At 57.4% G+C, this 23,922-nt stretch carries 20 protein-coding genes; 13 read left to right on the top strand and 7 right to left on the bottom strand.

The window, feature by feature from the left end:
- The first annotated feature begins 59 nt into the window (after positions 1-59).
- A complete protein-coding gene (locus ACSSVV_RS15550) occupies positions 60-1,373 on the top strand; it encodes an MFS transporter (protein ID WP_011786281.1) in 1,314 nt (437 codons plus the stop codon).
- Positions 1,374-1,388: 15 nt separating this feature from the next.
- Here the strand turns inward: ACSSVV_RS15550 and ACSSVV_RS15555 are convergent, their stop codons facing one another.
- Together ACSSVV_RS15555 and ACSSVV_RS15560 are read right to left on the bottom strand one after the other, a co-directional pair.
- Positions 1,389-1,757, bottom strand: a complete 369-nt coding sequence (locus ACSSVV_RS15555) for a DUF4870 family protein (RefSeq protein WP_022991453.1) — start codon at positions 1,755-1,757, stop codon at positions 1,389-1,391.
- Between the two features lie 61 nt (positions 1,758-1,818).
- Positions 1,819-3,459: a methyl-accepting chemotaxis protein gene (locus ACSSVV_RS15560; RefSeq protein WP_454106520.1), complete on the bottom strand. Its 1,641-nt coding sequence runs from the start codon at positions 3,457-3,459 to the stop codon at positions 1,819-1,821.
- Positions 3,460-3,802: 343 nt separating this feature from the next.
- Here ACSSVV_RS15560 and ACSSVV_RS15565 point away from each other — a divergent pair, with 343 nt between their 5' ends.
- Positions 3,803-5,989, top strand: coding sequence for a PhoX family protein (locus ACSSVV_RS15565; RefSeq protein ID WP_011786284.1), 2,187 nt, complete (start codon positions 3,803-3,805; stop codon positions 5,987-5,989).
- Positions 5,990-6,066: 77 nt separating this feature from the next.
- On the opposite strand, the gene ACSSVV_RS15570 is transcribed toward ACSSVV_RS15565, so the two are convergent.
- Together ACSSVV_RS15570 and ACSSVV_RS15575 are read right to left on the bottom strand one after the other, a co-directional pair.
- Complete coding sequence (locus ACSSVV_RS15570; RefSeq protein ID WP_022991456.1) at positions 6,067-6,381, bottom strand: hypothetical protein; 315 nt, start codon at positions 6,379-6,381, stop codon at positions 6,067-6,069.
- 79 nt (positions 6,382-6,460) lie between these two features.
- Positions 6,461-6,712, bottom strand: a complete 252-nt coding sequence (locus ACSSVV_RS15575; protein ID WP_014422208.1) for a hypothetical protein — start codon at positions 6,710-6,712, stop codon at positions 6,461-6,463.
- Positions 6,713-6,893: 181 nt separating this feature from the next.
- Between ACSSVV_RS15575 and ACSSVV_RS15580 the strand changes: the two genes are divergently transcribed.
- Positions 6,894-8,195 carry an alkane 1-monooxygenase gene (locus tag ACSSVV_RS15580; protein WP_454106521.1) on the top strand — a complete coding sequence of 434 codons (1,302 nt, stop codon included), beginning with the start codon at positions 6,894-6,896 and terminating at the stop codon, positions 8,193-8,195.
- 239 nt (positions 8,196-8,434) lie between these two features.
- Here the strand turns inward: ACSSVV_RS15580 and ACSSVV_RS15585 are convergent, their stop codons facing one another.
- Positions 8,435-9,214, bottom strand: a complete 780-nt coding sequence (locus tag ACSSVV_RS15585; RefSeq protein ID WP_454106522.1) for a crotonase/enoyl-CoA hydratase family protein — start codon at positions 9,212-9,214, stop codon at positions 8,435-8,437.
- A 174-nt stretch (positions 9,215-9,388) separates the two neighbouring features.
- The gene (locus tag ACSSVV_RS15590) at positions 9,389-11,191 is read right to left on the bottom strand and encodes an acyl-CoA dehydrogenase (protein WP_141067161.1); all 1,803 of its coding nucleotides are present in this window, start codon (positions 11,189-11,191) and stop codon (positions 9,389-9,391) included.
- A gap of 290 nt (positions 11,192-11,481) precedes the next feature.
- Between ACSSVV_RS15590 and ACSSVV_RS15595 the strand changes: the two genes are divergently transcribed.
- Together ACSSVV_RS15595 and ACSSVV_RS15600 are read left to right on the top strand one after the other, a co-directional pair.
- Positions 11,482-12,474 carry a GlxA family transcriptional regulator gene (locus tag ACSSVV_RS15595; RefSeq protein WP_454106523.1) on the top strand — a complete coding sequence of 331 codons (993 nt, stop codon included), beginning with the start codon at positions 11,482-11,484 and terminating at the stop codon, positions 12,472-12,474.
- 140 nt (positions 12,475-12,614) lie between these two features.
- Entirely contained in the window at positions 12,615-12,779 is a 165-nt protein-coding gene (locus tag ACSSVV_RS15600; RefSeq protein WP_011786291.1) for a hypothetical protein, read from the top strand.
- Positions 12,780-12,845: 66 nt separating this feature from the next.
- On the opposite strand, the gene ACSSVV_RS15605 is transcribed toward ACSSVV_RS15600, so the two are convergent.
- Complete coding sequence (locus ACSSVV_RS15605; RefSeq protein WP_011786292.1) at positions 12,846-14,900, bottom strand: NADPH-dependent 2,4-dienoyl-CoA reductase; 2,055 nt, start codon at positions 14,898-14,900, stop codon at positions 12,846-12,848.
- Between the two features lie 351 nt (positions 14,901-15,251).
- Between ACSSVV_RS15605 and ACSSVV_RS15610 the strand changes: the two genes are divergently transcribed.
- The 8 genes from ACSSVV_RS15610 to ACSSVV_RS15645 all read left to right on the top strand — a co-directional run bounded on the left by ACSSVV_RS15610 (position 15,252) and on the right by ACSSVV_RS15645 (position 23,893).
- Entirely contained in the window at positions 15,252-18,053 is a 2,802-nt protein-coding gene (locus ACSSVV_RS15610; RefSeq protein ID WP_011786293.1) for a monovalent cation/H+ antiporter subunit A, read from the top strand.
- Positions 18,053-18,424, top strand: a complete 372-nt coding sequence (locus ACSSVV_RS15615) for a Na+/H+ antiporter subunit C (protein WP_011786294.1) — start codon at positions 18,053-18,055, stop codon at positions 18,422-18,424. The genes ACSSVV_RS15610 and ACSSVV_RS15615 overlap by 1 nt, the downstream gene beginning before the upstream one ends.
- The gene (locus ACSSVV_RS15620; RefSeq protein WP_011786295.1) at positions 18,421-19,938 is read left to right on the top strand and encodes a monovalent cation/H+ antiporter subunit D; all 1,518 of its coding nucleotides are present in this window, start codon (positions 18,421-18,423) and stop codon (positions 19,936-19,938) included. The genes ACSSVV_RS15615 and ACSSVV_RS15620 overlap by 4 nt, the downstream gene beginning before the upstream one ends.
- Complete coding sequence (locus ACSSVV_RS15625; RefSeq protein ID WP_011786296.1) at positions 19,938-20,426, top strand: Na+/H+ antiporter subunit E; 489 nt, start codon at positions 19,938-19,940, stop codon at positions 20,424-20,426. The genes ACSSVV_RS15620 and ACSSVV_RS15625 overlap by 1 nt, the downstream gene beginning before the upstream one ends.
- Complete coding sequence (locus ACSSVV_RS15630) at positions 20,423-20,692, top strand: K+/H+ antiporter subunit F (protein ID WP_011786297.1); 270 nt, start codon at positions 20,423-20,425, stop codon at positions 20,690-20,692. Before ACSSVV_RS15625 ends, ACSSVV_RS15630 begins: the two co-directional genes overlap by 4 nt.
- Positions 20,693-20,707: 15 nt before the next feature.
- The gene (locus tag ACSSVV_RS15635; RefSeq protein ID WP_011786298.1) at positions 20,708-21,040 is read left to right on the top strand and encodes a Na+/H+ antiporter subunit G; all 333 of its coding nucleotides are present in this window, start codon (positions 20,708-20,710) and stop codon (positions 21,038-21,040) included.
- 121 nt (positions 21,041-21,161) lie between these two features.
- Positions 21,162-23,471 carry a putative monovalent cation/H+ antiporter subunit A gene (locus tag ACSSVV_RS15640; protein WP_011786299.1) on the top strand — a complete coding sequence of 770 codons (2,310 nt, stop codon included), beginning with the start codon at positions 21,162-21,164 and terminating at the stop codon, positions 23,469-23,471.
- Positions 23,468-23,893, top strand: coding sequence for a Na+/H+ antiporter subunit B (locus tag ACSSVV_RS15645; RefSeq protein WP_011786300.1), 426 nt, complete (start codon positions 23,468-23,470; stop codon positions 23,891-23,893). Before ACSSVV_RS15640 ends, ACSSVV_RS15645 begins: the two co-directional genes overlap by 4 nt.
- The last annotated feature ends 29 nt before the right edge of the window (positions 23,894-23,922 follow it).

A 23,922-nucleotide genomic window follows, 5' to 3' on the forward strand; every position in this document is an offset into this window, starting at 1 on the left:
CTTAAGCACACCCGAGCTAACTGGTATGCTTGGCAAACATTTTTCCGGAGGACGGCCCTTTGCCAGCAACCAAACCCGACACCATCGACCAGCTCTACGGACTGATTGCCAACGAAGAGGACGCACGGGTCTGTAAAGACATCCCGGAGGAAGCCTGTCGGGAAGTACCCCGAAACTTCTTCCTGATTCTGTTCAGCAATGTGCTCACCAAACTCGGCGACTTGCTGATCAGCCCCAAGACCGTGCTGGCCTGGCTGATGAGTGCCGTTGGCGCACCGGCTCTGGTAGCCTGGTTGGTGCCTATCCGGGAATCCGGCTCCATGGTGCCGCAGATGGTGATCGCCGCCTGGGTGCGTCGCAAGGCGGTGCGCAAATGGTTCTGGACCCTGGGCAGTTTCGGGCAGGCCGTCAGCGTGGCTGCGATGGCGGCAAGCGTGTGGTTTCTTGAAGGCTATGCGGCCGGTGGCGGCATTGTCGCGGCGCTTATTGTGTTTTCACTGGCCCGGGGATTCTGCTCGGTCTCCATGAAAGACGTTCAGGGCAAGTGTATCCCCAAAACCCGCCGGGGCCGGCTGTCTGGGCTGGCAACCACCATTGGTGGCACCGCCACGGTGGTGCTCACAGGACTGCTGTTCTGGGATCGGGGCGACCCCAGCATTGCGTTCTACACCACATTGCTGCTCCTGGCAGCTACGCTGTGGGTGATTGCCGGGGTTCTGTTTGCCAATGTGGAAGAGTATGCCGGGGAAACAGGGGGCGGTGGCAACGCGATCAACGAGGCTTTTAAAAGTCTGTCGCTGCTACGGGACGATGCGCCCTTCAGGCATTTTGTCATCACTCGTGCACTGCTTTTGTGTTCGGCTCTGGCGTCTCCCTATTTCGTGGTGCTCGCCCAACAGGAATCCGATATTGGCTGGATGCTGGGCGTCTTTCTGCTCGCCAGCAGTCTGGCCAGCTCCCTGAGCGCCAGCTTCTGGGGTTGGGCCGCCGACACCTCCAGCCGCCGAGTGATGATTCGGGGTGCCGCCATGGCCAGCTCGGTCTGCCTGGTGGTTGGTGTTCTGGCACTGGTGCTGGGCCCCGGGTTTGGCGGTGCCTGGTTCTATCCGGTCGCGTTTTTTGTGCTGAGTATTGCCCATGCCGGCGTGCGCCTGGGGCGCAAAACCTATCTGGTGGATATGGCCGGAGGCAACAAACGGACAGACTACACAGCGGTCAGCAATACCGTTATCGGTGTGTTGCTGCTGGTAACCGGGGGGTTCACAGCCGCCATTTCCATGATTTCGGACGTGGCGGTGATTCTGGTATTGGGACTGATGGGGCTGGCGGGCATGCTGAGCGCATTACGCCTTGAAGAAGTGACGGAAGACTGAGCCATCAAGACCCCGTTAAATCGGGGTCTTGCCATCGTTCAGGGCCAGGGCACCTTTGACAATTCGGTAGATCACCCAGATCGCAATACCCAGCAGAATAAACCAGCCCACAATCAGCATGGTGGTAATCACCCCGATGACTGTCCACAGCAAACCAATCCAGAAGGTGCGGATCTGCCAGCGGAAATGGGGCTCTATCCAGGTACCACGGACATCATCCAGTTTGACGTAGTTGATGATCACGCCCACCAGTGCCGTCAGCCCCCCCAGGAAAAAAGACAACGCCTGCAGGATGTAAACCACCACCGCCAGATTCCTCGCAGAGCTGGGCTCCTGTGATTGCTGACCGTCAGGTTTTGCGGGGATATACTCGGTTTCGGACACAGGTGTTCTCCTTGTTACGTCCCTGGCAGTCTATCACAGCCTTGGCTGGAGCCCAGTGCGATCAATTCCCCGCCGGCCGATACCCAACCCGGAAACCGCCCCAGTGCTTACCGTTCACATAGATGGGCACCGACAGGTCGTGCATGATCTCACCGGTGTCCCGGCGATAGGTCTGGAGCAGCATGCTTTCGGTATGACTCCCGCAGCGTATGCCAGTGCGGTCATTGAACAGTCGCTTGCTGCGGCTTTTCACCAGGTCCACTTCCGGATTACCACTCGGCGGGTGGGCAAAATCCTTGTTATGGGTAGGCACATAACCGTCCGGCGCGCAGGCGATGGAGAACACAATGGCCTCATGGGATTTCTTGATGGGCTCCTGTATTGCCGGAAACATCTGGTCAGTAAACCGATCGAAGCTGCTGGAATACTGTTGGGGCTGGGTGTTGGCAATCGGTGTTCGCTTTTTGTCAAACAGCGCCGCTTCACTCAAACGGCCCTCTCGAATTGCCGCCTCAAACAACTGGCCAATCTGCTGCGCCCCTTCCAGTGCTTTCTCATAAAACGGCCGGTGGTAGCTTTCGCTGCTGTTCAGCGCAAAGGCAGCATTCGCCTTCTCCGCCAGCTCCATCAACGTGGAAGCCTGGTCCGCCAGCGATGCCACACTGGTATCACTTTCGGATATATGGTCACGGACAGACTCAATAGCCGAAAACACCTGGGCCAGACTCTGCTCGTTGTTCTGGTCAATCTCGGCAATACGGGCAACCTGCTGCTGAACCCGGTCGGATTGATCCCGAATCTGATCCAGCTGGCCGCCAACGCTCTCTACAGATGCTAGCCCGTCTTCCACGGTTTTCGCCAGAGATTCAATGCGGGACACAATCTTGGTTGTGTCATTCTGAATTTCGTCGAGGGTGTCCGCCACTTCACTGGTGGCCTGGGCAGTGCGCCCGGCCAACTGCCGGACTTCATCGGCCACCACCGCAAACCCGCGGCCCTGTTCACCGGCTCGGGCCGCCTCAATGGCGGCATTCAGTGCCAAAAGATTAGTCTGCTCGGCGATGCCCTGAATGGTGGACGTCACGCCCTGGATCTTGCCGGATTTTTCGTGCAGGGCCTGAATCAACCTGAGGTTCTCTTCCGACTGTTGATGCACCAGGCGCACATTTTCAATGGCCGACACCAATGACTGACGCCCCTCCACGCTGACTTCGCGATTCTGCAATGCCATGGTGGCGGCGTTGGTGGCCTGTTCCGATGATTCCCGAACCGATTCCGTGATCTGGCCGGCGTAATCGGCCATCTGGGCGGTTTCTTCCACCTGTCTGTCCAGGCGCTGCTTCACCTGATCCGCCGCAAACGAGACTTCGGCGGCCGAGATGGCACTCTTGTCGGCACTGGCCGAGAGCGTTTCAACCAGGGCCTTGCCAGCCCGGGCATCGGCCAGAAGCTGCGCACATTGAGCCCGCAACGGGTGGTTATCAGCCAGGGAGCCATCATTCAGGCCGTTAATCCCACGCTCTATTGGTTCCAGCACCCTCAATATCAGATAGCCGGCCGCGGCGGCGAGACCAACCAGGAGTCCGATCAACAGAGACGCGGCATCGAGCCCCATCATCGGAGCCACCAGAATGCAGGCAATACCGAGCGCAACAGCAATGCCCACCCCCCATAAAATTGCAGTGCGATCGAGTAAACCCATGGTGCCCTCATCTTTATCATTGCTAACGCAAGCATGTTGTTATTGCAGGCCATCCCTGAGAGTAAAGAAATGATATGGGTTAATAACTGCTACTTTAGTGTGTTTATCAGCTATCGGCCGCCCCTCGATTTTCTTTATTTGCGGTAGCTACCTTTCAGCGTCACTCACAAGGTGCTTTAGGGCTATAGGTCCACTGCAAAAGTTTCTTCTTCAATATGTCACCGATCTGAATCAAAACTGTCACTTACCTTGGCGATCCTTATTTTCTTCGTCGAACTGCCGACCGTCTTGGTCAGCAAATCGAAACGTCCTCCATTCAGTGTCGTGACATAAGGAGAGTAAAATGGGACATCATCCAGTCGAAGACAGCAATCGAAGCAACAATCGGCCATTTGATGAAGTGATCAAAGCGCGTCTTTCGCGACGTAAACTGCTCACTGGTACAGCGTCTGCAGCCACTGTGGGTGTTCTTGGCTCATTGGGCCTGAGCGGCTGCGGAGGCAGCAGCAGTTCAAACAGCCCTGCCACGAGTCCGGACTCTGTTACGATGAACCCGACACAACTGGGTTTTTCTTCGATCCCGGGTGGAATTGAAGACCGGGTTATTCTACCCCCTGGTTATAAAGCTGACGTTCTCTACGCCAAAGGCGACCCCCTGTTCTCCGGCCTGGCGCCCTTCAAAAACGACGGAACCGATGTTGATTATGACAGTCGATCAGGCGATGAGCATGACGGCATGCATTTCTTCGGCATGAATGCATCAGGACAGTACGATCCCGAGGCGTCCGACCGAGGAATTCTGGTTCTTAACCACGAAAACCTTGAAGACAACACGCTGCATGAGACTGCGACGGCCAAAGCAGATGCCATTTTCGCCAACGACATTCAAGAGCTCAAAAAAATCGTTGACCGTGAGATGAACGGGCACGGCGTCTCCTGTGTCGAAATTCGTAAGGAGAACGGTAAGTGGTCCGTCATCACGGATTCACCCTACAATCGTCGCCTGACTGTTTTCACCGAAATGCAGATGCAAGGGCCTGTTGCAGGAGAAGATTTCGTCAAAACCAAACTGACGCCAACCGGAACAACTCGCTACGGCACGATGAACAACTGTGCCAACGGCTACACCCCATGGGGCACGTATCTCGCAGCAGAAGAAAACTGGTACGCTTATTTTCGCGTTGGCAATGTCGATGCCCTGTCCGAAAAGCAGAAGGGCTGGCTCGCACGTTACGGCATCAGTGGAAATGGCTGGGCATACCGCCAATGGGATGAAGTGCCAGGGGATCAATATCAGCGCTTTGGCGTAAACACCAGCGGCTCAACGGCAACCGAGGACTTCCGCTATGAACCCAACCTTCATGGCTACGTGACCGAAGTTGACCCGTTCCGCCCTACACAAAAGCCCAGGGTACGAACAGGACTGGGTCGTTTTTCCCATGAAGGCGCCTGGGTTGCACCAGCGAAAGAAGGTGCCCCTATCGTTATCTATTCGGGCGATGACTCTCGCCGCGAGTACATGTACAAGTTCGTATCGAAAACAGCGTGGACCGAGTCCGACCGCAATGGTGGTTTGGCGGCAGGCGACAAATACCTTGATGAGGGCACACTCTACGTTGCGGTATTCAATGATGATGGCACCGGTGCCTGGAAGGCTCTGACCATTTCCAATCCGGAGCTCAACGGCGACCACACCTACAATGATGACGGCACAACTTACCAGTACAGCTTTGCCTCTGAGGCAGAAGTTCTAGCGAGCGCCCGCCTGGCAGCCGACGTCTTGGGCGCAACGCCAATGGATCGACCCGAATGGGCAGTGGTGCACCCCACCAATGGCGATGTTTATCTGACATTGACCAACGGTAATCCCAGCAACCGTCCGTCCACTGACCTGGATGCAGTAAACCCCCGTGCGGTAAATTCCAACGGCCACATCATTCGCTGGCGCGAGCAAGACGGAAACCATGCCGCCACCGCTTTTGAGTGGGACATTTTCCTTTTTGGCTCGAGTGCCGATGCTTCCGCAGACTACAATGTTTCTGGCCTCACCCCAGACAACGAGTTCTCAAGCCCGGACGGACTTTTTATCGACCCACGCGGTGTAATGTGGATCCAGACTGATGACGGCTCCTCCGGGATTCGCAGCAAAACGAACAACCAGATGTTGGTCGCCATTCCTGGCAGAGTAGGTGACGGCGAAAGCGTTACGGTCACGACATCTGACAACAACGGCCAGGAATCAGTAAACACTTTCATTGGCGGCGACGCAGATGCGGTCAAGTTGAAACGATTCCTTGTTGGACCAAATGGATGCGAAATAACCGGCATCTCGATGACGCCGGACGCTCGCTCCATGTTCATCAACATCCAGCATCCCGGAGAAGGCGGCTCTAAAGAGGCCTTCAACACCGACGTAAGTAATTGGCCTGCCACTTCCCGCGATGCGACCGCATTCGGTGAGGCTGGCAATAGGCCACGTTCAGCTACTATCGTTATCTACCGCGAAGATGGAGGGGAGCTCGCACTTTAATGGTGGGATAAGGAGACCTTAATAAAAGCCTGGCCAGACTCTGTGCTGGCCAGGCTTTTCACTATTGAAGCGAGTAATTACTGAGTCATTTCGTCGTAGCCTTCTTCCATGGAGTCCGCTGCTTCTTCCATGGCGTCACCCGCTTCATCCGCGGCTTCTTCAATCTCGTCGCCAGCGTTTTCGGCACCTTCCTGCATTTCACCAATCACGCCTTCATCCTGACCCGTGGCTTCTTCCCAGGTTTCTTCGGTGGCGTTAGCGGCGTCGTCCATCATTTCCTCGGCATTTTCACCCGCTTCTTCAAAATCCGCGCCTTCATCGCTCTCGGAGCTGCAGGCAGAAAGTCCAAGCGTGGCAACCAGTGCGAGTGCGCTCAAGGTAAACTTATTCATAACATGTCCCTCTGTCGGTATATGTGTACAACGCCAACAGAGTAGAGGCAGCCCGCGGTCAATAGCAATTACCGGGCGATTACCCTTTCGTTAACCGCTCACCGTCGATCATGATGATGTGGTCCGCTGAGACCACCTGTCCTTTTCCCAGCACCACGAAATCCCGCCCGGCCCGGCTAAGCACTTCCCGGATAACGCCGTGAACCACGCAGACCTGCCCATTCGGGTCCTGATAGATGATTTCTGCCAGCTTCATGGCGCGCGCGTATTCCTGGAGCCGGTGCTGCAACGTCCAGGACATAGTGGCCGGAGATGGATTTATGGCACTCATTCGACGCTTCCCTATTTTTTTTGTTTCCAAAAGTCTGGACCACAAGCTCTGGATTCGCCAGCTGGAGCCTGATTGTCATTAGAGGCCAGTTCGCTTAACCAGACTCTCTTACTTGTTGTATTGCCAGATTGTCCGACATACATTGAACAAACAAACACAACGAGTTCCACGGAGAGCCCATATGAACGCCAAAGTGAAATCCTCGCTCGACACGCACCAGGTCGCCGCGCCCCGGAAAACCGGGGCATCGGATTCAAAAGACACCGCCACCAAGGCCGAGACCTGGAAAGATCCCAAGCGCTATATGTGGCTGTTGGGGCCTGCGCTTCCAGGCATTGGCCTTGCCGCTCTGACTGGCTATGCCCTGGCCCCGAAACGACTGAAGGCTCTGGCCTGGACCGGGCCGGCACTGGTGCACGGCATTATTCCGGCACTGGACCGGGCGATCGGTGAAGACAAGAGCAATCCTCCTGAATCGGCGGTAAAGACCCTGGAGCAGGACAAGTATTACGACCGTATTGTGAAGGCGTTTATCCCCACCCAGTACGCCATGACCTTCATGGGCGCCTGGCTGGCCAGCCGGAAAAACACACCACTTGAGGACAAGATCGGCCTGACCCTGACCGTAGGCGCCATCAACGGGGTAGGCATCAACACCGCCCATGAGCTGGGCCACAAGTCCAATAAACTGAACAAACTGATGGCCATGGCCGCCTTGGCTCCCACCGCCTACACCCACTTTGTGGTTGAACATAATTTTGGTCATCACAAGCGGGTAGCCACACCTGAGGACCCCGCCAGCAGCCGAATGGGCGAGAGTTTCTGGAAGTTCCTGCCCCGAACCGTGTTCGGCGGCATCAAGTCGTCGGTCAAGATCGAAAAGGCTCGGCTGGAACGCAAGGGTAAGAGCTTCTGGAGTTTTGATAACGAACTGCTACAGGGTTGGGCCATGACGGCCGGGTTCTTTGGCGCCACGACGCTGGTCTGTGGCCCAAGGGCGGTGCCGTTCCTGGCGGCGCAGGCGGTTTATGGCGCGAGTCTTTTGGAGAGTGTGAATTACATCGAGCACTATGGCCTGTTGCGGCAGAAGGACAAGAATGGCAAGTATGAGCGCACGAAGCCGGAGCACAGTTGGAACAGCAATCACATTGTGACCAACCTGTTCCTGTATCAGTTGCAACGGCATTCTGACCACCACGCCCATCCGACCCGGAGTTTCCAGGCCTTGCGCCATTTTGAGAAGGCGCCGCAATTGCCAGGAGGGTACGCATCGATGTTGTTGCCGGCCTACCTGCCCCAGTGGTGGTACGAGACGATGGATAAGCGGGTGATTGACCACTATGAAGGGGATCTGTCGAAGATCAACTGGGACCCTGATCGCAAGGAGGAGTTGATGGCCAAGTATGCGGATTACGCTGCGAAAGTGGCGGCGGAGGCTGCGGCTCGGGGGGCAGACTCTGCTTCTGAGTCTGAAGCTGCCTGAGATCTGACTGATTTATTGGCTTGATTGCCGGGCCTAGCCTGTCGGTTATGGTGCCGGCAGCGGGTTGGGGCCACCCTTCCGGGAGACGCCGTGAACCCATCCATGGGGGCTTGAGCGCAGCATCCCTGCTGCGCACACTCCCGGAAGGGTGGCCCCAACCCGCCGCTTTCGCTTCCGTGGGATAGTCGCTGATTCGACGATTCGCTAAGGACTAAATCTCGATTAACAGGACAATCCTGCTACTTGCCTTTGAACACCGCCTCTCTTCTCTCCAGGAATGACTGGATTCCTTCTTTGACATCTTCGCTGGCCATGACCGGGCGTAGTTCCGGGAACAGACGTTCCTTGGCCGCTTCCTGGCCTTCGGACACGGCAATCTTGGACGATTTCAGGCTGCCCTGAACGCCCAGAGGTGCGGCTTTGGCAATCTTTTCGGCGATTTCCATGGCTTTGTTGAACTGTTCGCCGGGTTCAACCAGTTCCTGGATCAGGCCCCACTGGTAAGCCTGTTCCGCGGTCCATTCGTCGCCGGTGAGCAGGTAACGCTGGGCATTGCCCCAACCGATTTCGCGCTGCAGGCGAATGGTGGCGCCACCGCAGGCGAAGATGCCGCGTTTCACTTCCAACTGAGCGAAGCGGGTGCCTTTCGCGGCCACGCGGATGTCGGTGTTGAGCATCATCTCGACGCCACAGGTGAAGCAGATGCCCTGGGCGGCGAAGACCACCGGCTTGGTGAGGCTATCGCCGGTAATATCGAAGGGGTCGAGTTCGCCTTCGCCGGGTTCAATGCCTTTACCGTTGGCGAACACGCCGGCCCAGTCATCCAGTTGCAGGCCGCTGGTGAAGTGGTCACCTTCAGCGTACATCACTGCCACGCGCAGCTCCGGATCGTTCTGGAGCTGGTAATAGGCGGCAGCGATTTCGTGGTACATGGCCCGGTTCATGGCGTTCATTTTTTCCGGGCGATTCAGTCCGATCAGCAAAACATGATTTTTCTTATCAACATTTACCAGAGCCATTGCGCTTTCCTTTCATGTTTTCTTGTCAACAGGCTATGCCCATATACGGGCTCAATCTGCCGGGATCGCTTTCAGGGACCGTCTGTGGCCATGGATGGCCACAGTCGAGCGCACATGGATGTGCTTGTAGCGTGTCCCTGAAAGCGATCCCGGCGGATTGGGCCTACTCCAAACTCAGAACCAATCAGCCTTCATATTCAGACACGTATCATCCTGATTCCGCAGCAGCACCAGATCCTGAGCCACGGTGGGCAATTCCCAGTGGAAGAAGTACTGGGCGGCCTGCAGTTTGCCCTGGTAGAAGTTGCGTTCGCTGTCGCTGTTGGCAGACCCCAGTGCGTGGGCTGCGGCATTGGCCTGCCGCAGCCACATCCAGGCGACGATGATGTGGCCGAACAGGTGCAGATAGCAGCTGGCGTTAGCCAGGGTTTTGTCGACTTCGCCGCCCATCAGGGATTTACCCAGGCTCTGGGTGACTTTTACCGCCTGCTGCAAAGTCTCACTCAGAGACAAAGCCCACTGCTGGCAGCGCTCGGTGGTGGCCGCCTGCAGATCCACCTGCATTTCCTGCATCAGCAACTGCAGGCCGTGGCTCTGGTCCTGCCAGATTTTACGGCCCAGCAGGTCCAGAGCCTGGATGCCGTTGGTGCCTTCGTGGATGGGGTTCAGGCGGTTGTCGCGCCAGCACTGCTCGACCGGGTATTCGCGAGTGTAGCCGGCGCCGCCGTAGACCTGGATTGCCAGATCGTTGGCTTTCGGACCGTATTCCGAGGGCCAGGCTTTGATCACCGGGGTAAGCAGGTCCAGCAGTTTGCCGGCTTCCATCCGCTTTTGTTCATCCGGGTGGGTGTGCTGGTCGTCCATCAGGCGGGCACCATACAGGCACAGGGCCAGGCCGCCTTCACTGTAAGCTTTCTGAGCCAGCAGCATGCGGCGCACGTCGGCGTGGTCGATGATGGGCACCTGCGGGCTTTCGGGGTTCTTTTCGCTGGCTTTGCGGCCCTGCAGGCGGTCTTTGGCGTATTCCAGGCTGTGCATGTAACCCCGGTAGCCGATCACAGCGGCGCCGAAGCCAACGCCAATGCGGGCTTCGTTCATCATCTGGAACATGTACTTCAGGCCCTGATGGGGTTCACCTACCAGGTAGCCGTGGCAGGGGGCATCATCGCCGAAGCTCAGGGCAGTACTGGTAGTGCCGCGATAGCCGAGTTTGTGGATCAGGCCGGCGAGGCTGACGCCGTTGCGGTCGCCCGGATTGCCGTTCTCGTCCACATGGAATTTCGGGACGATGAACAGGGAGATGCCTTTTACGCCCGCCGGTGCGCCTTTGATTTTCGCCAGCACCATGTGAACGATATTTTCGGTGATGCTCTGCTCGCCACCAGAGATGTAGATTTTGGCGCCTTTGATCAGGTAGTGGCCGTCGTCGGTGGGCGTGGCGGAGGTGCGGATGTCTGCCAGGCTGGAGCCGGCGTGGGGCTCGGTCAGGGCCATGGTTCCACTGTAGCGGCCGCTGAGCATATTGGACAGGAATTTGGTCTTCTGTTCGTCGTTGCCGAATACACGAATCAGGTTGGCGGCGGCGGTGGTCAGAAACGGGTAGCCGGCGGTGCCGGGATTGGCGGCGGTGAAGAAGCCGTTGCAGGCCGCCATGACGGATTCCGGCAATTGCATGCCGCCGAGGTCGTAGTCGTATCGGCCGGCGAGGAAGCCGGCTTCGGCGTAGGCATCGAAGGCCTGTTTGACGTCCGGGAGCATTTCCACCTGGCCGTTGACGAATTTGGGTTCGTCTTTGTCGGCGGCGCTGTTGTGGTTGGCGAATTTTTCTTTCGCCATTTTGTCGGCGGTTTCGATGACGGCGTCGAAGGTTTCTTTGCTGTGTTCGCTGAAGCGCTCGCGCTGGATGAGGGATTCGGTGTCCATCACCTCATAAAGTTGGAATGCAAGGTCGCGGCGGTCTATCAGGGTGTCGGTCATTCTTGGTCTCCTGTTGATTGGTCATAGCGTCTCATAACGGCTATGGTTGTTGGAATTGTCATTTCTGACTTATTCTTGGCTGAATCCGCCAACCTTTGCGTTAGCAAGACGGCCACTGCCATGGGGATTCTCTTCCGGGAGACGCCGTGAACCCATCCCTGGGGGCTTGAGCGCAGCTTCCTTGCTGCGCACACTCCCGGAAGAGAATCCCCATGCCAGCGGCCTGATTTAGAGAATGCCGTCATGCCAGTTCATGCAACGCCACAAGCCAGAAAACAGGAATTTTCCCAGTGAAAACCGTCACCATCATCGGCTTTAACGGAGCTCTGGCCAGCGCCATCACCGGTATGATTGACCTGTTTCGTCTGGCCGGGGTGACCTGGGCACGAATCCATGGCGAGCAGCCGACGGCACGGTTCAGAACCCGGCTGCTGACCGAGGATGGCGAGCCCTGCCGATGCATCAATGGCGTGACCTTGCTTGCGGATGGTTCCTGGCAGGATGTTGACGAACTGGGTGCCGATGACTTGCTGATTATTCCGACCATTGGTGCACCTATTGATGAAGTTCTGCAAACCAACCATCCGTTGATTCAGTGGCTTTCTCAGTTTCAGGATGCAACGCCCGGCGATGTTCGGGTGGCCAGTAATTGTACCGGGGCGTTTTTGTTGGCGGCGGCGGGGTTACTGGATGGCCGGGAGGCAACCACGCATTGGGGGTTTGGCGATCAGTTCAGGCGGCAATTTCCGGCTGTAAATCTCCATGCCGAAAAGCTGGTCACGGTTGATGGCCCTGTGGCCTGCGCCGGGGGTGGTATGGCCTGGTGGGATCTGGGGGTGTACCTGGTGGAGCGGCTGGCAGGTGCGCAGGTGGCCCGGGAGTTGGCAAAGGCGTTTGTGATTGACGCCGGGCGCACGAGCCAGGCTCCCTATAGCGTGCTGCAGGCCAAGCGATACCATTCAGACAAGGTGATTCACCAGGTTCAGGATTGGCTGGAGGCGCATTTCAAAGAGCCGGTTTCATTGCCAGAGCTTTCCAGCTTCGCCGGGTTGTCCGAAAGGTCGATGTTACGTCGGTTCCGGCAGGCGACAGGGGATTCACCGTCCAGCTATCTGCAGCTGCTCCGTGTGGAGGAGGCTCGCCGGCTACTCGAATCCTCAACGGGAGGGCTTGAGTCGGTCACCCGGGCGGTCGGATACGAGGATGTGAGCTCGTTCAGCCGGCTGTTTCGTCGGCATACGAAGCTTTCACCGGGCGCCTATCGGGCGAAATTCGGCCGATAGTATGGTGTTACAGGTCACAATTCAGTCTTTGGTAGTGTTTCTGTGGCGCGGGTTATGCATCAAACTGTCTTGTAGGCGATTTTTTGCCGCTGTACGTAAATAATCTTGACAGTATTAACCCTTCGGGGGAGGTCGTTTCCATGAACGCACCGTTGAAGCAGAGCCGGGCCGATGTACTTAACCGGCTATACGATATGAAGCGCAAGCAGCTCGCGCAGGCCAGTCAGCAGGGTAACAGCCTGCGTTGCCAGGTATTGGAAGCCGAAGCAGAGGCGATTTCCAATGCCCTGAAAACCGTTCGATAGCCATTTATCCAGACAACAGCTATCGAACGCCACTTCCGGTCAACTGATGACGTAGCAGGTCACTTTTTAAATGGCTGCCGCGATTTCGGTTCCCTGACGGATGGCCCTTTTGGCATCCAGCTCTTCCGCCACATCAGCACCGCCAATGAGGTGCGCTTTCACGCCTTTATCAGCAAGCTGGTCGAACAGTTCCCGATAGCTTTCCTGTCCCGCGCAGATGATCACGTTGTCCACGGCCAGAACTCTGGTCTCGCCGGTCTTTCCGTCCTTGTCGGTCAGGGTAATATGCAGGCCTTGATCGTCGATTCGATCGTAACGGCAACCCCGGAGCATTTCGACGTCCCGATGCTTGAGGCTGCTTCGGTGCACCCAGCCTGAGGTTTTGCCCAGGCCGCCGCCGACTTTGCCGGTTTTACGCTGCATCAGATAGATCTTGCGGGGCGATGGGGTCTGCGCCCGTTCAGCCAGGCCGCCGGGGCCCTCAAACGTGGGATTCACCCCCCATTCCGCCTGCCATTCAGCCACACTCACCTGTTCGCCTTCCGGGTGCTTGCCAAAGTCGTGAGTCAGGAATTCACTGACATCAAAACCGATACCACCAGCCCCGATCACAGCCACCGACTTGCCCACCGGTTTGTTGTGGCGTAGTACATCCAGGTACCCAAGGACTTTCGGGTGGTCGATGCCTTCAATCTTCGGTGTTCGTGGTTTGACGCCGGTGGCGATGATCACGTCGTCAAAGCCCTGTTCGATCAGCTCGTCGGCCCCCACACGGGTTTCGAGCCGCAGGTCGATTTCCAGCAGATCAATCTGACGCTGAAAATAGCGCAGGGTTTCGTAGAACTCTTCCTTGCCCGGAATACGTTTGGCGTAATTGAACTGGCCGCCAATTTTGTCGTCAGCTTCAAACAGGGTCACCTTGTGCCCCCGTTTTGCCGCCGTGGTGGCTGCTGCCAGGCCAGCGGGACCGGCGCCGACCACCGCTACGCGCCTGACGACAGGCGCTACCGTGAGCACCAGTTCGGTCTCGTGGCAGGCCCGGGGGTTTACAAGACAGGAGGCGCGCTTGGCCTGGAACACATGGTCCAGACACGCCTGATTGCAGGCGATACAGGTATTGATCTCGTCGCCGCGCCCCTGTTCCGCCTTGCGGACAAACTCGCTGTCGGCCAGCAGCGGGCGTGCCATGGACACCATGTCAGCCTTACCGGCAGCAAGGATTTCCTCGCCTTTTTCAGGCGTATTGATACGGTTGGTGGTACACACCGGGATGTCCACCTCGCCATAGAACTTGGCTGTCACATCCGCAAAGCCGCCGCGGGGTACCGAGGTCACGATGGTGGGAACGCGGGCTTCGTGCCAGCCAATACCCGTGTTGATAATGGTTGCACCGGCTTTCTCGATGGCCTTGCCCAGAGTGACGATCTGCTCCCAGGTCTGGCCGCCTTCCACCAGATCCAGCATGGACAGGCGGTAAATAATGATGAATTCCGGCCCGACCGCCTCACGCATGCGGCGAACGATCTCCACCGGCAAGCGCATTCGGTTTTCGTAGGGCCCACCCCACTTGTCGGTTCGCTTGTTGGTGCGTTCACACAGGAACTGGTTGATAAAATAACCTTCGGAGCCCATCACCTCAACGCCGTCGTAGCCGGCGAATTTAGCCAGCTTGGCGGCATTCACGAAGTCATTGATCTGCCGTTCCACACCTTTTGTTGAGAGGGCTCTGGCCTTGAACGGACTGATCGGTGCCTTGGTGGCCGAGGCCGACACAATCAGCGGCTGATAACCATAACGACCGGCGTGCAGCAATTGCAGGCAGATTTTTCCGCCCGCTTCATGCACGGCCCCGGTCACATGACGATGCAGCAAAGCAGTCGCACGGTTATTCATCGTAGACGCGAGCGGGGCCAGCTGCCCCACCAGGTTGGGAGAAAAGCCACCGGTTACCATGAGCCCGACGCCACCTTCCGCCCGTTCGGCAAAATACCGGGCGAACTTGTGGATATTCCAGAAACGGTCTTCGAGGCCGGTATGCATCGACCCCATCAGCACCCGGTTCTTGAGCTCAGTGAACCCCAGATCAAGCGGTTTCAGCAGGTTGGGATAGGCGTTGGTCATGGCGCACTCTCATCGACTATTTATCGGGAGTATACACTTGATCAATGGCAAGTTGACTTGACCTGACCGACGGGCCACGTATCATCGCATTTCAAGTTTGACTGACGGAGCAACCATGACCGCAAGGTCCTTCGGCTGCATTAGAATCACCCGCCCACCCGTTACCGCTGACATCGCGCGGCATCGGGGACGCCTTCCGTATTTCCCGGACCCGCCTGTTTCCTGCTGAATCCACCCGATCCATGCCGACCCGATCCCGATGCTCATCGTGCACGGTGGCTGGTCGGAGACTAGACTCAGGCAAACACGCCTTTGGTACTCATGTAAAAGAACACCGATAACGAGGTTGCGATGTCGCTACCGCTGGTTGTATTTCTGCCATTTCTGGGGGCTATAGCTGCCCCGCTGTTTGCCCTTGGAGGGCGAACAGCAATTGCGATTGCCTCTTCTGTTCCGGCGCTTATTGCCCTGGCTGCCCTGTTTCCGCACTGGGAAACACTGGCCAACGGTGGCACCGTCCTGCAATCCTGGGAGTGGTTACCGGCGATCGGCATTTCCTTCAGCTTCCGCCTCGATGGACTGTCTCTGCTGTTCGCACTGCTGATTCTGATTATTGGCGTGCTGATTATTCTCTATGCCCGCTATTACCTGAAGCCGGCCGAGAATATCGGGAAGTTTTACGCGCTGCTGCTCTGTTTCAAAGGCTCCATGCTGGGCATCGTACTCTCCAGCAATCTCTTGCTGATGATGATTTTCTGGGAACTGACCAGTCTCACCTCGTTCCTGCTCATCAGTTTCTGGAACCACAAACAGGACGCTCGTCGTGGCGCCCGCATGGCGCTGGCGGTGACCGGTGGCGGTGGGCTGGCGTTGCTCGCGGGCATTCTGATCATCGGCAACATTGTCGGCAGCTTTGAACTGGACGATGTGCTGGCGGCCGGCGATGTTATCAAAGCCCACGCCATGTACCCCGTCGCCCTGACGCTGGTACTGCTGGGCGCCTTTACCAAGTCTGCCCAGTTCCCGTTCCATTTCTGGCTACCCCATGCCATGCAGGCGCCAACGCCGGTTTCGGCCTACCTGCACTCCGCCACCATGGTCAAGGCCGGGATTTTCCTGATGGCGCGTTTGTATCCGGCGTTGGCTGGTACGGAACAATGGTTCTACATGGTCAGTTTTACCGGCATGGCAACTTTGCTGATTGGCGCCTACGTGGCCATGTTCAAGCACGATCTGAAAGGGCTGCTGGCGCATTCCACTGTCAGCCACCTTGGCCTGATCACGCTGCTGTTCGGTATGGGTACCGAGCTGGCGGCGGTGGCAGCGGTATTCCACGTCATCAACCATGCCACCTTCAAGGCCTCACTGTTCATGGCCGCCGGTATTATCGACCATGAAACCGGTACCCGGGACATGCGCCGGATTAACGGCCTGTGGCGATATATGCCCCACACTGCCACTCTGGCCATGGTGGCCGCGTCATCCATGGCGGGGGTTCCGCTGCTGAACGGCTTCCTGAGCAAGGAAATGTTCTTTGCCGAGTCCCTGCAACTGAATCTGCCCGGCATCTGGGCCTGGCTGCCACCGATCGTCGCCACGCTGGCCGGTATTTTTGCGGTCGCCTATTCCGCACGTTTTATTCACGACGTGTTCTTTAACGGCAAGCCCGTCAATCTGCCCATCTACCCGCCCCACGAACCGCCCCGGTACATGAAAATCCCGGTGGAGATCCTGGTCTTCGCCTGCATCATGGTAGGCATGTTCCCGGCGGTATCGGTCGGGCCTCTGCTATACGCTGCCGCCCACGCCACCCTTGGCGGCGAGGTGCCGGATTATCAACTGGCGGTTATCCATGGCTTTAACCTGCCACTGATCATGAGTTTTGCGGCTTTCTTTGGCGGTTTGATCATGTATAGCCAGCGCCAGAAGTTCTTTGATTTCCACGCGCGCTTCAAGGAAATCGACGAGAAGGCCGTATTCGAAGCGATCGTACTGCGGATTGTCGACCTGGCGAACGGCTTTACGGCAAGAATCGAGAACGGCTCTCTGCAAAGATACGGCATGCTGCTTGTGGTCAGCGTACTGGCAGTCGCTGCCATGCCACTGCTGGATCTGGGTATCTTCATTGGTGAGACCGGCTTGAGCCCTGTGGACTGGCCCACGGCCATTGCCGCAGGCGTACTGATCATTTGTGCCCTGTTGACGGCTGCCGTGCACCGGCAGCGATTTTACGCGCTGGTTGTGCTGAGCGTGGTGGGCCTGATCGTTGCACTGGCGTTTGCCCGCTTCTCGGCGCCCGACCTGGCCATGACCCAGTTGTCGGTGGAAGTGGTGACCATTGTTCTGCTCATGCTGGCGCTCTACTACATGCCTGGCTGGACACCCGTGGAAACCCCACTGAAACGTCGCTTCCGGGATATCGCCATCGCGGGTATTGCCGGTATTGGTATGACTCTGGTTACCCTGGCCATGTTGACGCAACCGTTCAGTTCGATTTCCGATTTCTTCCTTGAGAACAGCAAACCGGGCGGTGGCGGCACCAACGTGGTCAACGTCATCCTGGTGGACTTCCGGGGCTTTGATACCCTGGGCGAAATCACGGTTCTGGCGATTGCTGCCCTGGGCATTTACGCGCTGCTGAAAAATACGCCGCTGACGCCACCACCCAGTGATGGCGAAGGCCATGCCTGGTCCCGGGATGCCTACCCGTTAATGCTGCGTTTGATCGCCCGGCCACTGTTGCCGCTGTCCCTGATGGTGTCGGCATTCATCTTCCTGCGTGGCCACAACCTGCCCGGCGGCGGATTTATCGCGGGTCTGATCACCTCGATAGCCCTGATCCTCCAGTACATTGCCAGTGGCCTGAACTGGACCCAGGACCGGATTCCGTTCAAATATCACAACGTCATTGGCCTGGGCCTGTTGTTCGCAACCATTGCCGGCGCGGCCAGCCTGGCCTTCGGCTATCCGTTCCTGACCTCAACATTCGGCTATATCACCTGGCCGGTAGTCGGCAAGTTCGAGGTAGCGTCAGCACTGGTCTTCGACCTGGGTGTTTATCTCACGGTAATCGGGGCCACCCTGTTGGCGCTGGTGACCATTGGCCGCATATCGCCGCATTCGGCCATCAAGAGTAAGAGGGAGGGCGCGTAATGGAACTTGTCTATGCATTGGTGATTGGTGCCCTGACCGCCTCCGGCGTTTATCTGCTGCTGCGGGCGCGCACGTTCCCCGTGGTGGTTGGCCTGACACTCCTGTCTTACGGGGTAAACCTTTTCCTGTTCTCCACTGGCCGGCTGGCTACCGGCAAGCAACCGATTATCGGCACTGCGGAAAGCTATGCCGACCCACTGCCGCAGGCGCTGGTTTTAACGGCCATCGTGATTGGCTTCGCCATGACAGCCTTTGTGGTGGTGATGTCGCTACGAAACCTTGCGGATAACGAAGATGACCATGTTGATGGCAAACAACCCTATAAATCGCCAGCACCGGAGCAGGAAGACGAGGAGGTAACCGGTAAATGAACCATTGGCTTACCGCTCCGATTCTGATTCCTCTGCTTGGCGGCATTCTGCAGGCACTGATGGGCTATGCCCCCATCACGCTGCGCCGAACCCTGGCACTGGCAACCACCGTGCTGATCCTGGTCTCGGCCATAGTCCTTCTGGTGCTGGCAAACGACGGCAGTTACCGCATTTATGCTTTTGGCAACTGGCAGCCGCCGTTCGGGATTGTCCTGGTTCTGGACCGGCTGGCCGCGCTGATGCTGGTCATGACCTCTGTTCTGGCCCTGTTCTGTCACCTGTATGCCATCGGCGGCGCCGATGAGGGTAACCGACAGTTCCACGCCCTGTTCCTGTTCCAGTTGATGGGCCTCAACATCGCCTTCCTGACCGGTGACCTGTTCAACCTTTTCGTTGCCTTCGAGGTGCTTCTGATCGCCTCCTACGGCTTGCTGATGCATGGTGGAGGCACCATAAGGACTGTACCTGGCCTCCACTACGTGGTTCTCAACCTGATCGGCTCGGCGATATTCCTGATCAGTGTGGGCATGATCTACAGCGTCACCGGCACCCTGAATATGGCAGACCTTGCGGTCAAGGTTCCCCAGGTAACCGGTGAAAGCCTGAATATCGTCAAGGCCGGCGGCATGATGCTGCTGGTAGTCTTTGGCCTGAAGGCCGCCATTCTGCCGCTGTGTTTCTGGCTGCCCCGTGCCTACTCCAAAGCCACGGCGCCCGTTGCGGCTCTGTTTGCGGTCATGACCAAGGTGGGCATCTACGCCATCCTGCGGGTATACCCGCTGGTGTTTGGCGACGAAGCCGGTGAGCTTGCCAATCTCGGCATGGATTGGCTGTTCCCGATCGCTCTGGCCACCCTGGCCATGGGCGTCATAGGCGCTCTGGGCTCTGGTAGCCTGAAGACGCTTGTGGCCTGGCAGGTGATCATATCCGTGGGCACCCTGCTGGCTCCCATCTCTCTGGGCTCCGAAGCCGGCCTGTCTGCCGCCCTGTTCTATATGCTCAGCACGACCTGGACCGTCGGCGGCCTGTTCCTTGTATCGGAACTGATAGCCAACCAGCGCGGCAGCGCGAACGATCGCATCATCACCGCGCCCAGGATGCATAACCGCACCTTCCTGAGCGTGCTGTTTCTGATCGGTGCCGTTGCCGCCGCCGGGTTGCCTCCGCTCAGCGGCTTCATTGGCAAGCTGCTGATTCTACAGTCCGTTGAGCCCGGTTTCGAAATGGCCTGGCTCTGGTCAGTGCTGCTGGTTGGCAGCTTCCTCACAATCATTGCCTACAGTCGGGCCGGCAGTATTGTTTTCTGGCGAACCGTCGACGGTCACCTGGAAAAGCCAGACCCATTGAATGGTCGGATTTCTGTAGCAGCAGGCGCGCTCACCGCACTGGCGATCGTCCTGGTCGTGTTTGCCGGTCCAATAACACGCTATACCGATGCAACGGCCGAACAGCTACACAATAACAATGCCTATATCGAAATCCTGCAGATGCCTATGGTCGGGGAGGATGACTGATGCTTGATCGACTGAGGTTTCCCCACCCCTGGCTGAGCCTGACCCTGTTCGTCATGTGGCAATTTCTGAGTGACGGCATCAGTGGCGGCAGTATTGTTCTTGGACTGATCCTGGCCTGGATAATCCCCCTGATGACCCAAGGTTTCTGGCCAGATCCACCCACCTTGCTCAAGGCCTGGAAGACACCTGCCTACCTGTTGCGGGTTCTGTGGGACATTGTGGTCGCCAGCGTTGATGTGGCAAGGCTGATACTGAGCCCTCGCGCACCACGGCCGATGTTCATCTGCTACACCCTGGAACTAACGGATCCGCTGGCTATCAGCATTCTAGCCAGCACCATTTCCCTGACGCCGGGCACCGTTAGCGCGGATGTGAGCGATGACAACACACTGCTGCTGATTCATGCCCTGGACGCCGAGGACGAGCAGGAAGTCATCGACACTATCCGGAACCGGTACGAAAAGCCTTTGCTGGAGATGTTCCAATGATGCTAACCGCGCTCTACATCACCATTGCCATGGTCACGCTGGCCGCCTTGCTGAACGTGTACCGCCTGATCAAGGGCCCGGATGCGCCGGACCGGATACTGGCGCTGGACACCCTCTACATTAACGCCATCGCATTGATCATTCTGTTGGGCATCACGCTGAAAACACGCATGTACCTTGAGTCTGCGCTGCTGATTGCGGTTATGGGATTTGTTGGAACCGTCGCCATGGCCAAATACCTCAAGCGCGGCAGCGTCATTGAATAACCCGGAGGACACCCTATGAGCACCTTCGCAGAATACGCCATTTCCGCCATGCTGATTATCGGTGGCGTTTTTACCCTGATCGGTGCCATTGGTCTGGCTCGACTGCCGGATTTCTACACCCGACTACACGGCCCAACCAAAGCCACCACGGTTGGCGTTGGCGCCATCGTGATCAGCTCCGTGATTTACTTCAGCACGCTTGGACGAGGCATCGGGATAGAGGAAATCCTGATCACGGCGTTCCTGTTCATGACGGCGCCCATCAGCGCCAACTTCCTGGCAAAAGCCGCGATGCACCTGGAAGTCAGAACCTCCAAGAACACTCGCGGTCAAAGCTGGGATCAGTGAGTCCCTTGCAACCATGGGCTCGGTGAGCCTTTTGTAAAAAAGGATCGTATTTATCAAAGGGCTACCGGCAACCAGAATCTGTAAAAACACTTAAAGTCAGGCCTTAAAGGAGCCATCTCCCATGATGTTACTGGCTGTGCTATCCGGTTTTTTGCTGGCGGTCGCGGTACCGGCGCTTTATCGTTTGGCAGGCAGTTACATTGGCTGGGTATTGGCTCTGCTCCCCGCTTCCCTCACAGCTTACTTCGCCAGCCTGATTCCCTCGATCCGTGGTGGTGAAAGGCTCCTGATTGAAACGCCCTGGATGCCGGGGCTCGGGATAACCCTGGACTTCATGGTCGATGGCCTGTCCCTGGTGTTTGCCCTTTTGATCAGCGGCATCGGCACCTTCATTCTGATCTACGCCGGTTCTTACCTGAAAGGCCACAAAGACCTCGCCCGGTTCTACGTCATCATGCTGTCTTTCATGGCATCCATGCTTGGACTGGTGCTTTCGGACAATCTCATTACCTTTTTTGTGTTCTGGGAACTGACCAGCATCACTTCCTACATGCTGATCGGCTTCAACCATGAAGATGCCGAGGCACGAAAGTGTGCGCTCCAGGGCCTGTTCGTAACCGCCGGTGGCGGGCTCGTGTTGATGGCGGGCCTGATCCTGCTGATTTTTATCACCGGGGATTCCTCCTTCTCGGGCCTTCTGGCGTCAGAACTGTCCATTCATGAGCATCCGCATTACACCGCGGCCGCGGTCTGCATACTGATTGGCGCCTTTACCAAATCCGCGCAGACGCCTTTCCATTTCTGGCTGCCAAACGCCATGGCGGCACCCACCCCGGTTTCGGCCTACCTGCATTCTGCGACCATGGTGAAGGCGGGCGTGTATCTGCTGGCCCGCCTGAATCCGTCAATGAGCGGAGACATGTTGTGGAGCGGCTCCCTGTTGGTGTTTGGTGCATTAACCATGCTCACCGGCGCCTATCTTGCCTACAGCAGCACCGGCATCAAGAGGGTTCTGGCTTATTCCACGGTGATGGCGCTGGGCACCCTGACCATGCTGGTGGGTGTGGGTACTGAACTGGCCATCACAGCTTTTATCTGCTTCCTGGTGGCCCACTCCCTGTACAAGGGCGCCTTGTTTATGCTCGCCGGCGCCCTGGACCACGAAACCGGCACCAAAGATATTACCCGGATGGGTGGCCTGAGGCACAGCATGCCCAAAACGGCCGTCATTACCGGGCTTGCCGCCCTATCACTGGCAGGGCTTCCACCACTGTTCGGGTTCGTGGCCAAGGAACTGTTACTGGAGTCGCTGTTGAATGCGCCAATATGGCAAACCGGGCTTCTGGTGGCCGCCGTTCTCTCGGCCATGCTGGTGGTGGCCGTCGCCGGTCTGGTGTTTATCAAGCCCTTTTTCGGGCCGGTTGTTAAAACGCCCAAACTGCCCCACGAGGCTCCGTTTGCAATGCTGATCGGCCCCGGCGTGCTGACACTGCTCGCCCTGGTTTTCGGAATCATGCCATCTCTGCCCGCAAATCTGGTTCTGGACGCCGCTATTTCAGCAGTCTCCGGCTACCCGGTAGAAACCGCCCTCGCCCTCTGGCATGGCATCAACCTTCCCCTGATGCTTTCCGGTCTCAGTCTCCTGGCAGGCTCGTTCCTGGTGGTAGGCTGGCGCCGACTGCAGCCAACCCTGTATGCGCTTAATACCGCCGCCAGCCGAATCGGCCCCGAGGCGGGTTATTTCCGCTTCATGGAAGGTATCAGTCAGGTTGCGGGCTGGCAGACCCGGCTCCTGCAGAACGGCGTTCTCGGAATCTATCTTCTGGCACTGGTTCTTGTCACCTTCTCTCTGGCAGGCTATACCCTGCTGACCCGGCATGGTCTCCAGCTGGATTTTGACTTCAGTGACAGTTATTTCTACGAGTGGGGAATCGCGCTGCTGATTGTCGCTGCGACCGTCTTTGCCTGTGTCACCCGGTCCCGGCTTGGCTCGGTTGCTTCGCTGGGGGTACTGGGCTTTGGTGTGGCCCTGACCTTCATTCACTTCAGTGCACCGGATCTGGGCATTACCCAACTACTGGTGGAGACCCTCACCGTCATTCTGCTTGTGCTGGTGCTGTTCCGGCTGCCACCGTTTGCCAAGCTGTCCTCGTCCTGGGAACGTTACCGGGACCTGTCTGTCGCAGTGTTTGCGGGCGTGGTGATGACGCTCATCATTCTTGCTGTTCTGGATATCCAGTACTTTGACAGCATTTCCAGCTACTACGTTGAAAACAGCTATGGTCTGGCGTTTGGCAAAAATATCGTCAACGTAATTCTGGTGGACTTCCGGCAACTGGATACTCTGGGGGAAATATTTGTACTGGGTCTTGCCGCAATTGGCGTTTACTCCATGATCAAGCTCAGGGCGGAGGACCAGTACAAGCCATGAAATCCAACACCGTGATTCTCCACACCGCGGCATTGGCGATCATGCCGCTGCAGCTGATGTTTTCGGTGTTCCTGCTTTTGCGCGGGCACGACGAACCCGGCGGCGGTTTCATCGGGGGCCTGGTCGCTGCAAGCGCGTTTGTTCTCTACGCCTTCGCCTTCGGCGCGGAAGCCACCCGCAAACTCCTTCGGGTGCACCCGAAGGATCTCCTGGCAGCCGGCCTGCTGTTCGGGCTGGCATCCACAATTCCGGCCCTGTTGTCTGGTCAGGCCATGCTCACCGCCCACTGGTGGGAGCTTCCGCTGCCGGGTGACAGCTACCTGAAGTTATCGACCGTACTCGTCTTCGACATTGGCGTGTATCTGGCGGTCCTTGGCACACTGATGACATTCGTGATCGGTCTGATGGAGGTTGAGGGATGAGGCGAACACAGTTTTTTGAACGGGGAGCA

This window comes from Marinobacter sp. MBR-105, from assembly GCF_053628895.1.

What these genes read in the sequence shown, in the direction of transcription:
- ACSSVV_RS15560 (WP_454106520.1), bottom strand. Translation starts at nt 3,459, where the DNA reads ATGGGTTTACTCGATCGCACTGCAATTTTATGGGGGGTGGGCATTGCT.
- ACSSVV_RS15630 (WP_011786297.1), top strand. Translation starts at nt 20,423, where the DNA reads ATGATGCTAACCGCGCTCTACATCACCATTGCCATGGTCACGCTGGCC.
- ACSSVV_RS15640 (WP_011786299.1), top strand. Translation starts at nt 21,162, where the DNA reads ATGATGTTACTGGCTGTGCTATCCGGTTTTTTGCTGGCGGTCGCGGTA.
- ACSSVV_RS15610 (WP_011786293.1), top strand. Translation starts at nt 15,252, where the DNA reads ATGTCGCTACCGCTGGTTGTATTTCTGCCATTTCTGGGGGCTATAGCT.
- ACSSVV_RS15625 (WP_011786296.1), top strand. Translation starts at nt 19,938, where the DNA reads ATGCTTGATCGACTGAGGTTTCCCCACCCCTGGCTGAGCCTGACCCTG.
- ACSSVV_RS15645 (WP_011786300.1), top strand. Translation starts at nt 23,468, where the DNA reads ATGAAATCCAACACCGTGATTCTCCACACCGCGGCATTGGCGATCATG.
- ACSSVV_RS15585 (WP_454106522.1), bottom strand. Translation starts at nt 9,214, where the DNA reads ATGGCTCTGGTAAATGTTGATAAGAAAAATCATGTTTTGCTGATCGGA.
- ACSSVV_RS15615 (WP_011786294.1), top strand. Translation starts at nt 18,053, where the DNA reads ATGGAACTTGTCTATGCATTGGTGATTGGTGCCCTGACCGCCTCCGGC.
- ACSSVV_RS15600 (WP_011786291.1), top strand. Translation starts at nt 12,615, where the DNA reads ATGAACGCACCGTTGAAGCAGAGCCGGGCCGATGTACTTAACCGGCTA.
- ACSSVV_RS15605 (WP_011786292.1), bottom strand. Translation starts at nt 14,900, where the DNA reads ATGACCAACGCCTATCCCAACCTGCTGAAACCGCTTGATCTGGGGTTC.
- ACSSVV_RS15565 (WP_011786284.1), top strand. Translation starts at nt 3,803, where the DNA reads ATGGGACATCATCCAGTCGAAGACAGCAATCGAAGCAACAATCGGCCA.
- ACSSVV_RS15590 (WP_141067161.1), bottom strand. Translation starts at nt 11,191, where the DNA reads ATGACCGACACCCTGATAGACCGCCGCGACCTTGCATTCCAACTTTAT.
- ACSSVV_RS15635 (WP_011786298.1), top strand. Translation starts at nt 20,708, where the DNA reads ATGAGCACCTTCGCAGAATACGCCATTTCCGCCATGCTGATTATCGGT.
- ACSSVV_RS15620 (WP_011786295.1), top strand. Translation starts at nt 18,421, where the DNA reads ATGAACCATTGGCTTACCGCTCCGATTCTGATTCCTCTGCTTGGCGGC.
- ACSSVV_RS15570 (WP_022991456.1), bottom strand. Translation starts at nt 6,381, where the DNA reads ATGAATAAGTTTACCTTGAGCGCACTCGCACTGGTTGCCACGCTTGGA.
- ACSSVV_RS15575 (WP_014422208.1), bottom strand. Translation starts at nt 6,712, where the DNA reads ATGAGTGCCATAAATCCATCTCCGGCCACTATGTCCTGGACGTTGCAG.
- ACSSVV_RS15580 (WP_454106521.1), top strand. Translation starts at nt 6,894, where the DNA reads ATGAACGCCAAAGTGAAATCCTCGCTCGACACGCACCAGGTCGCCGCG.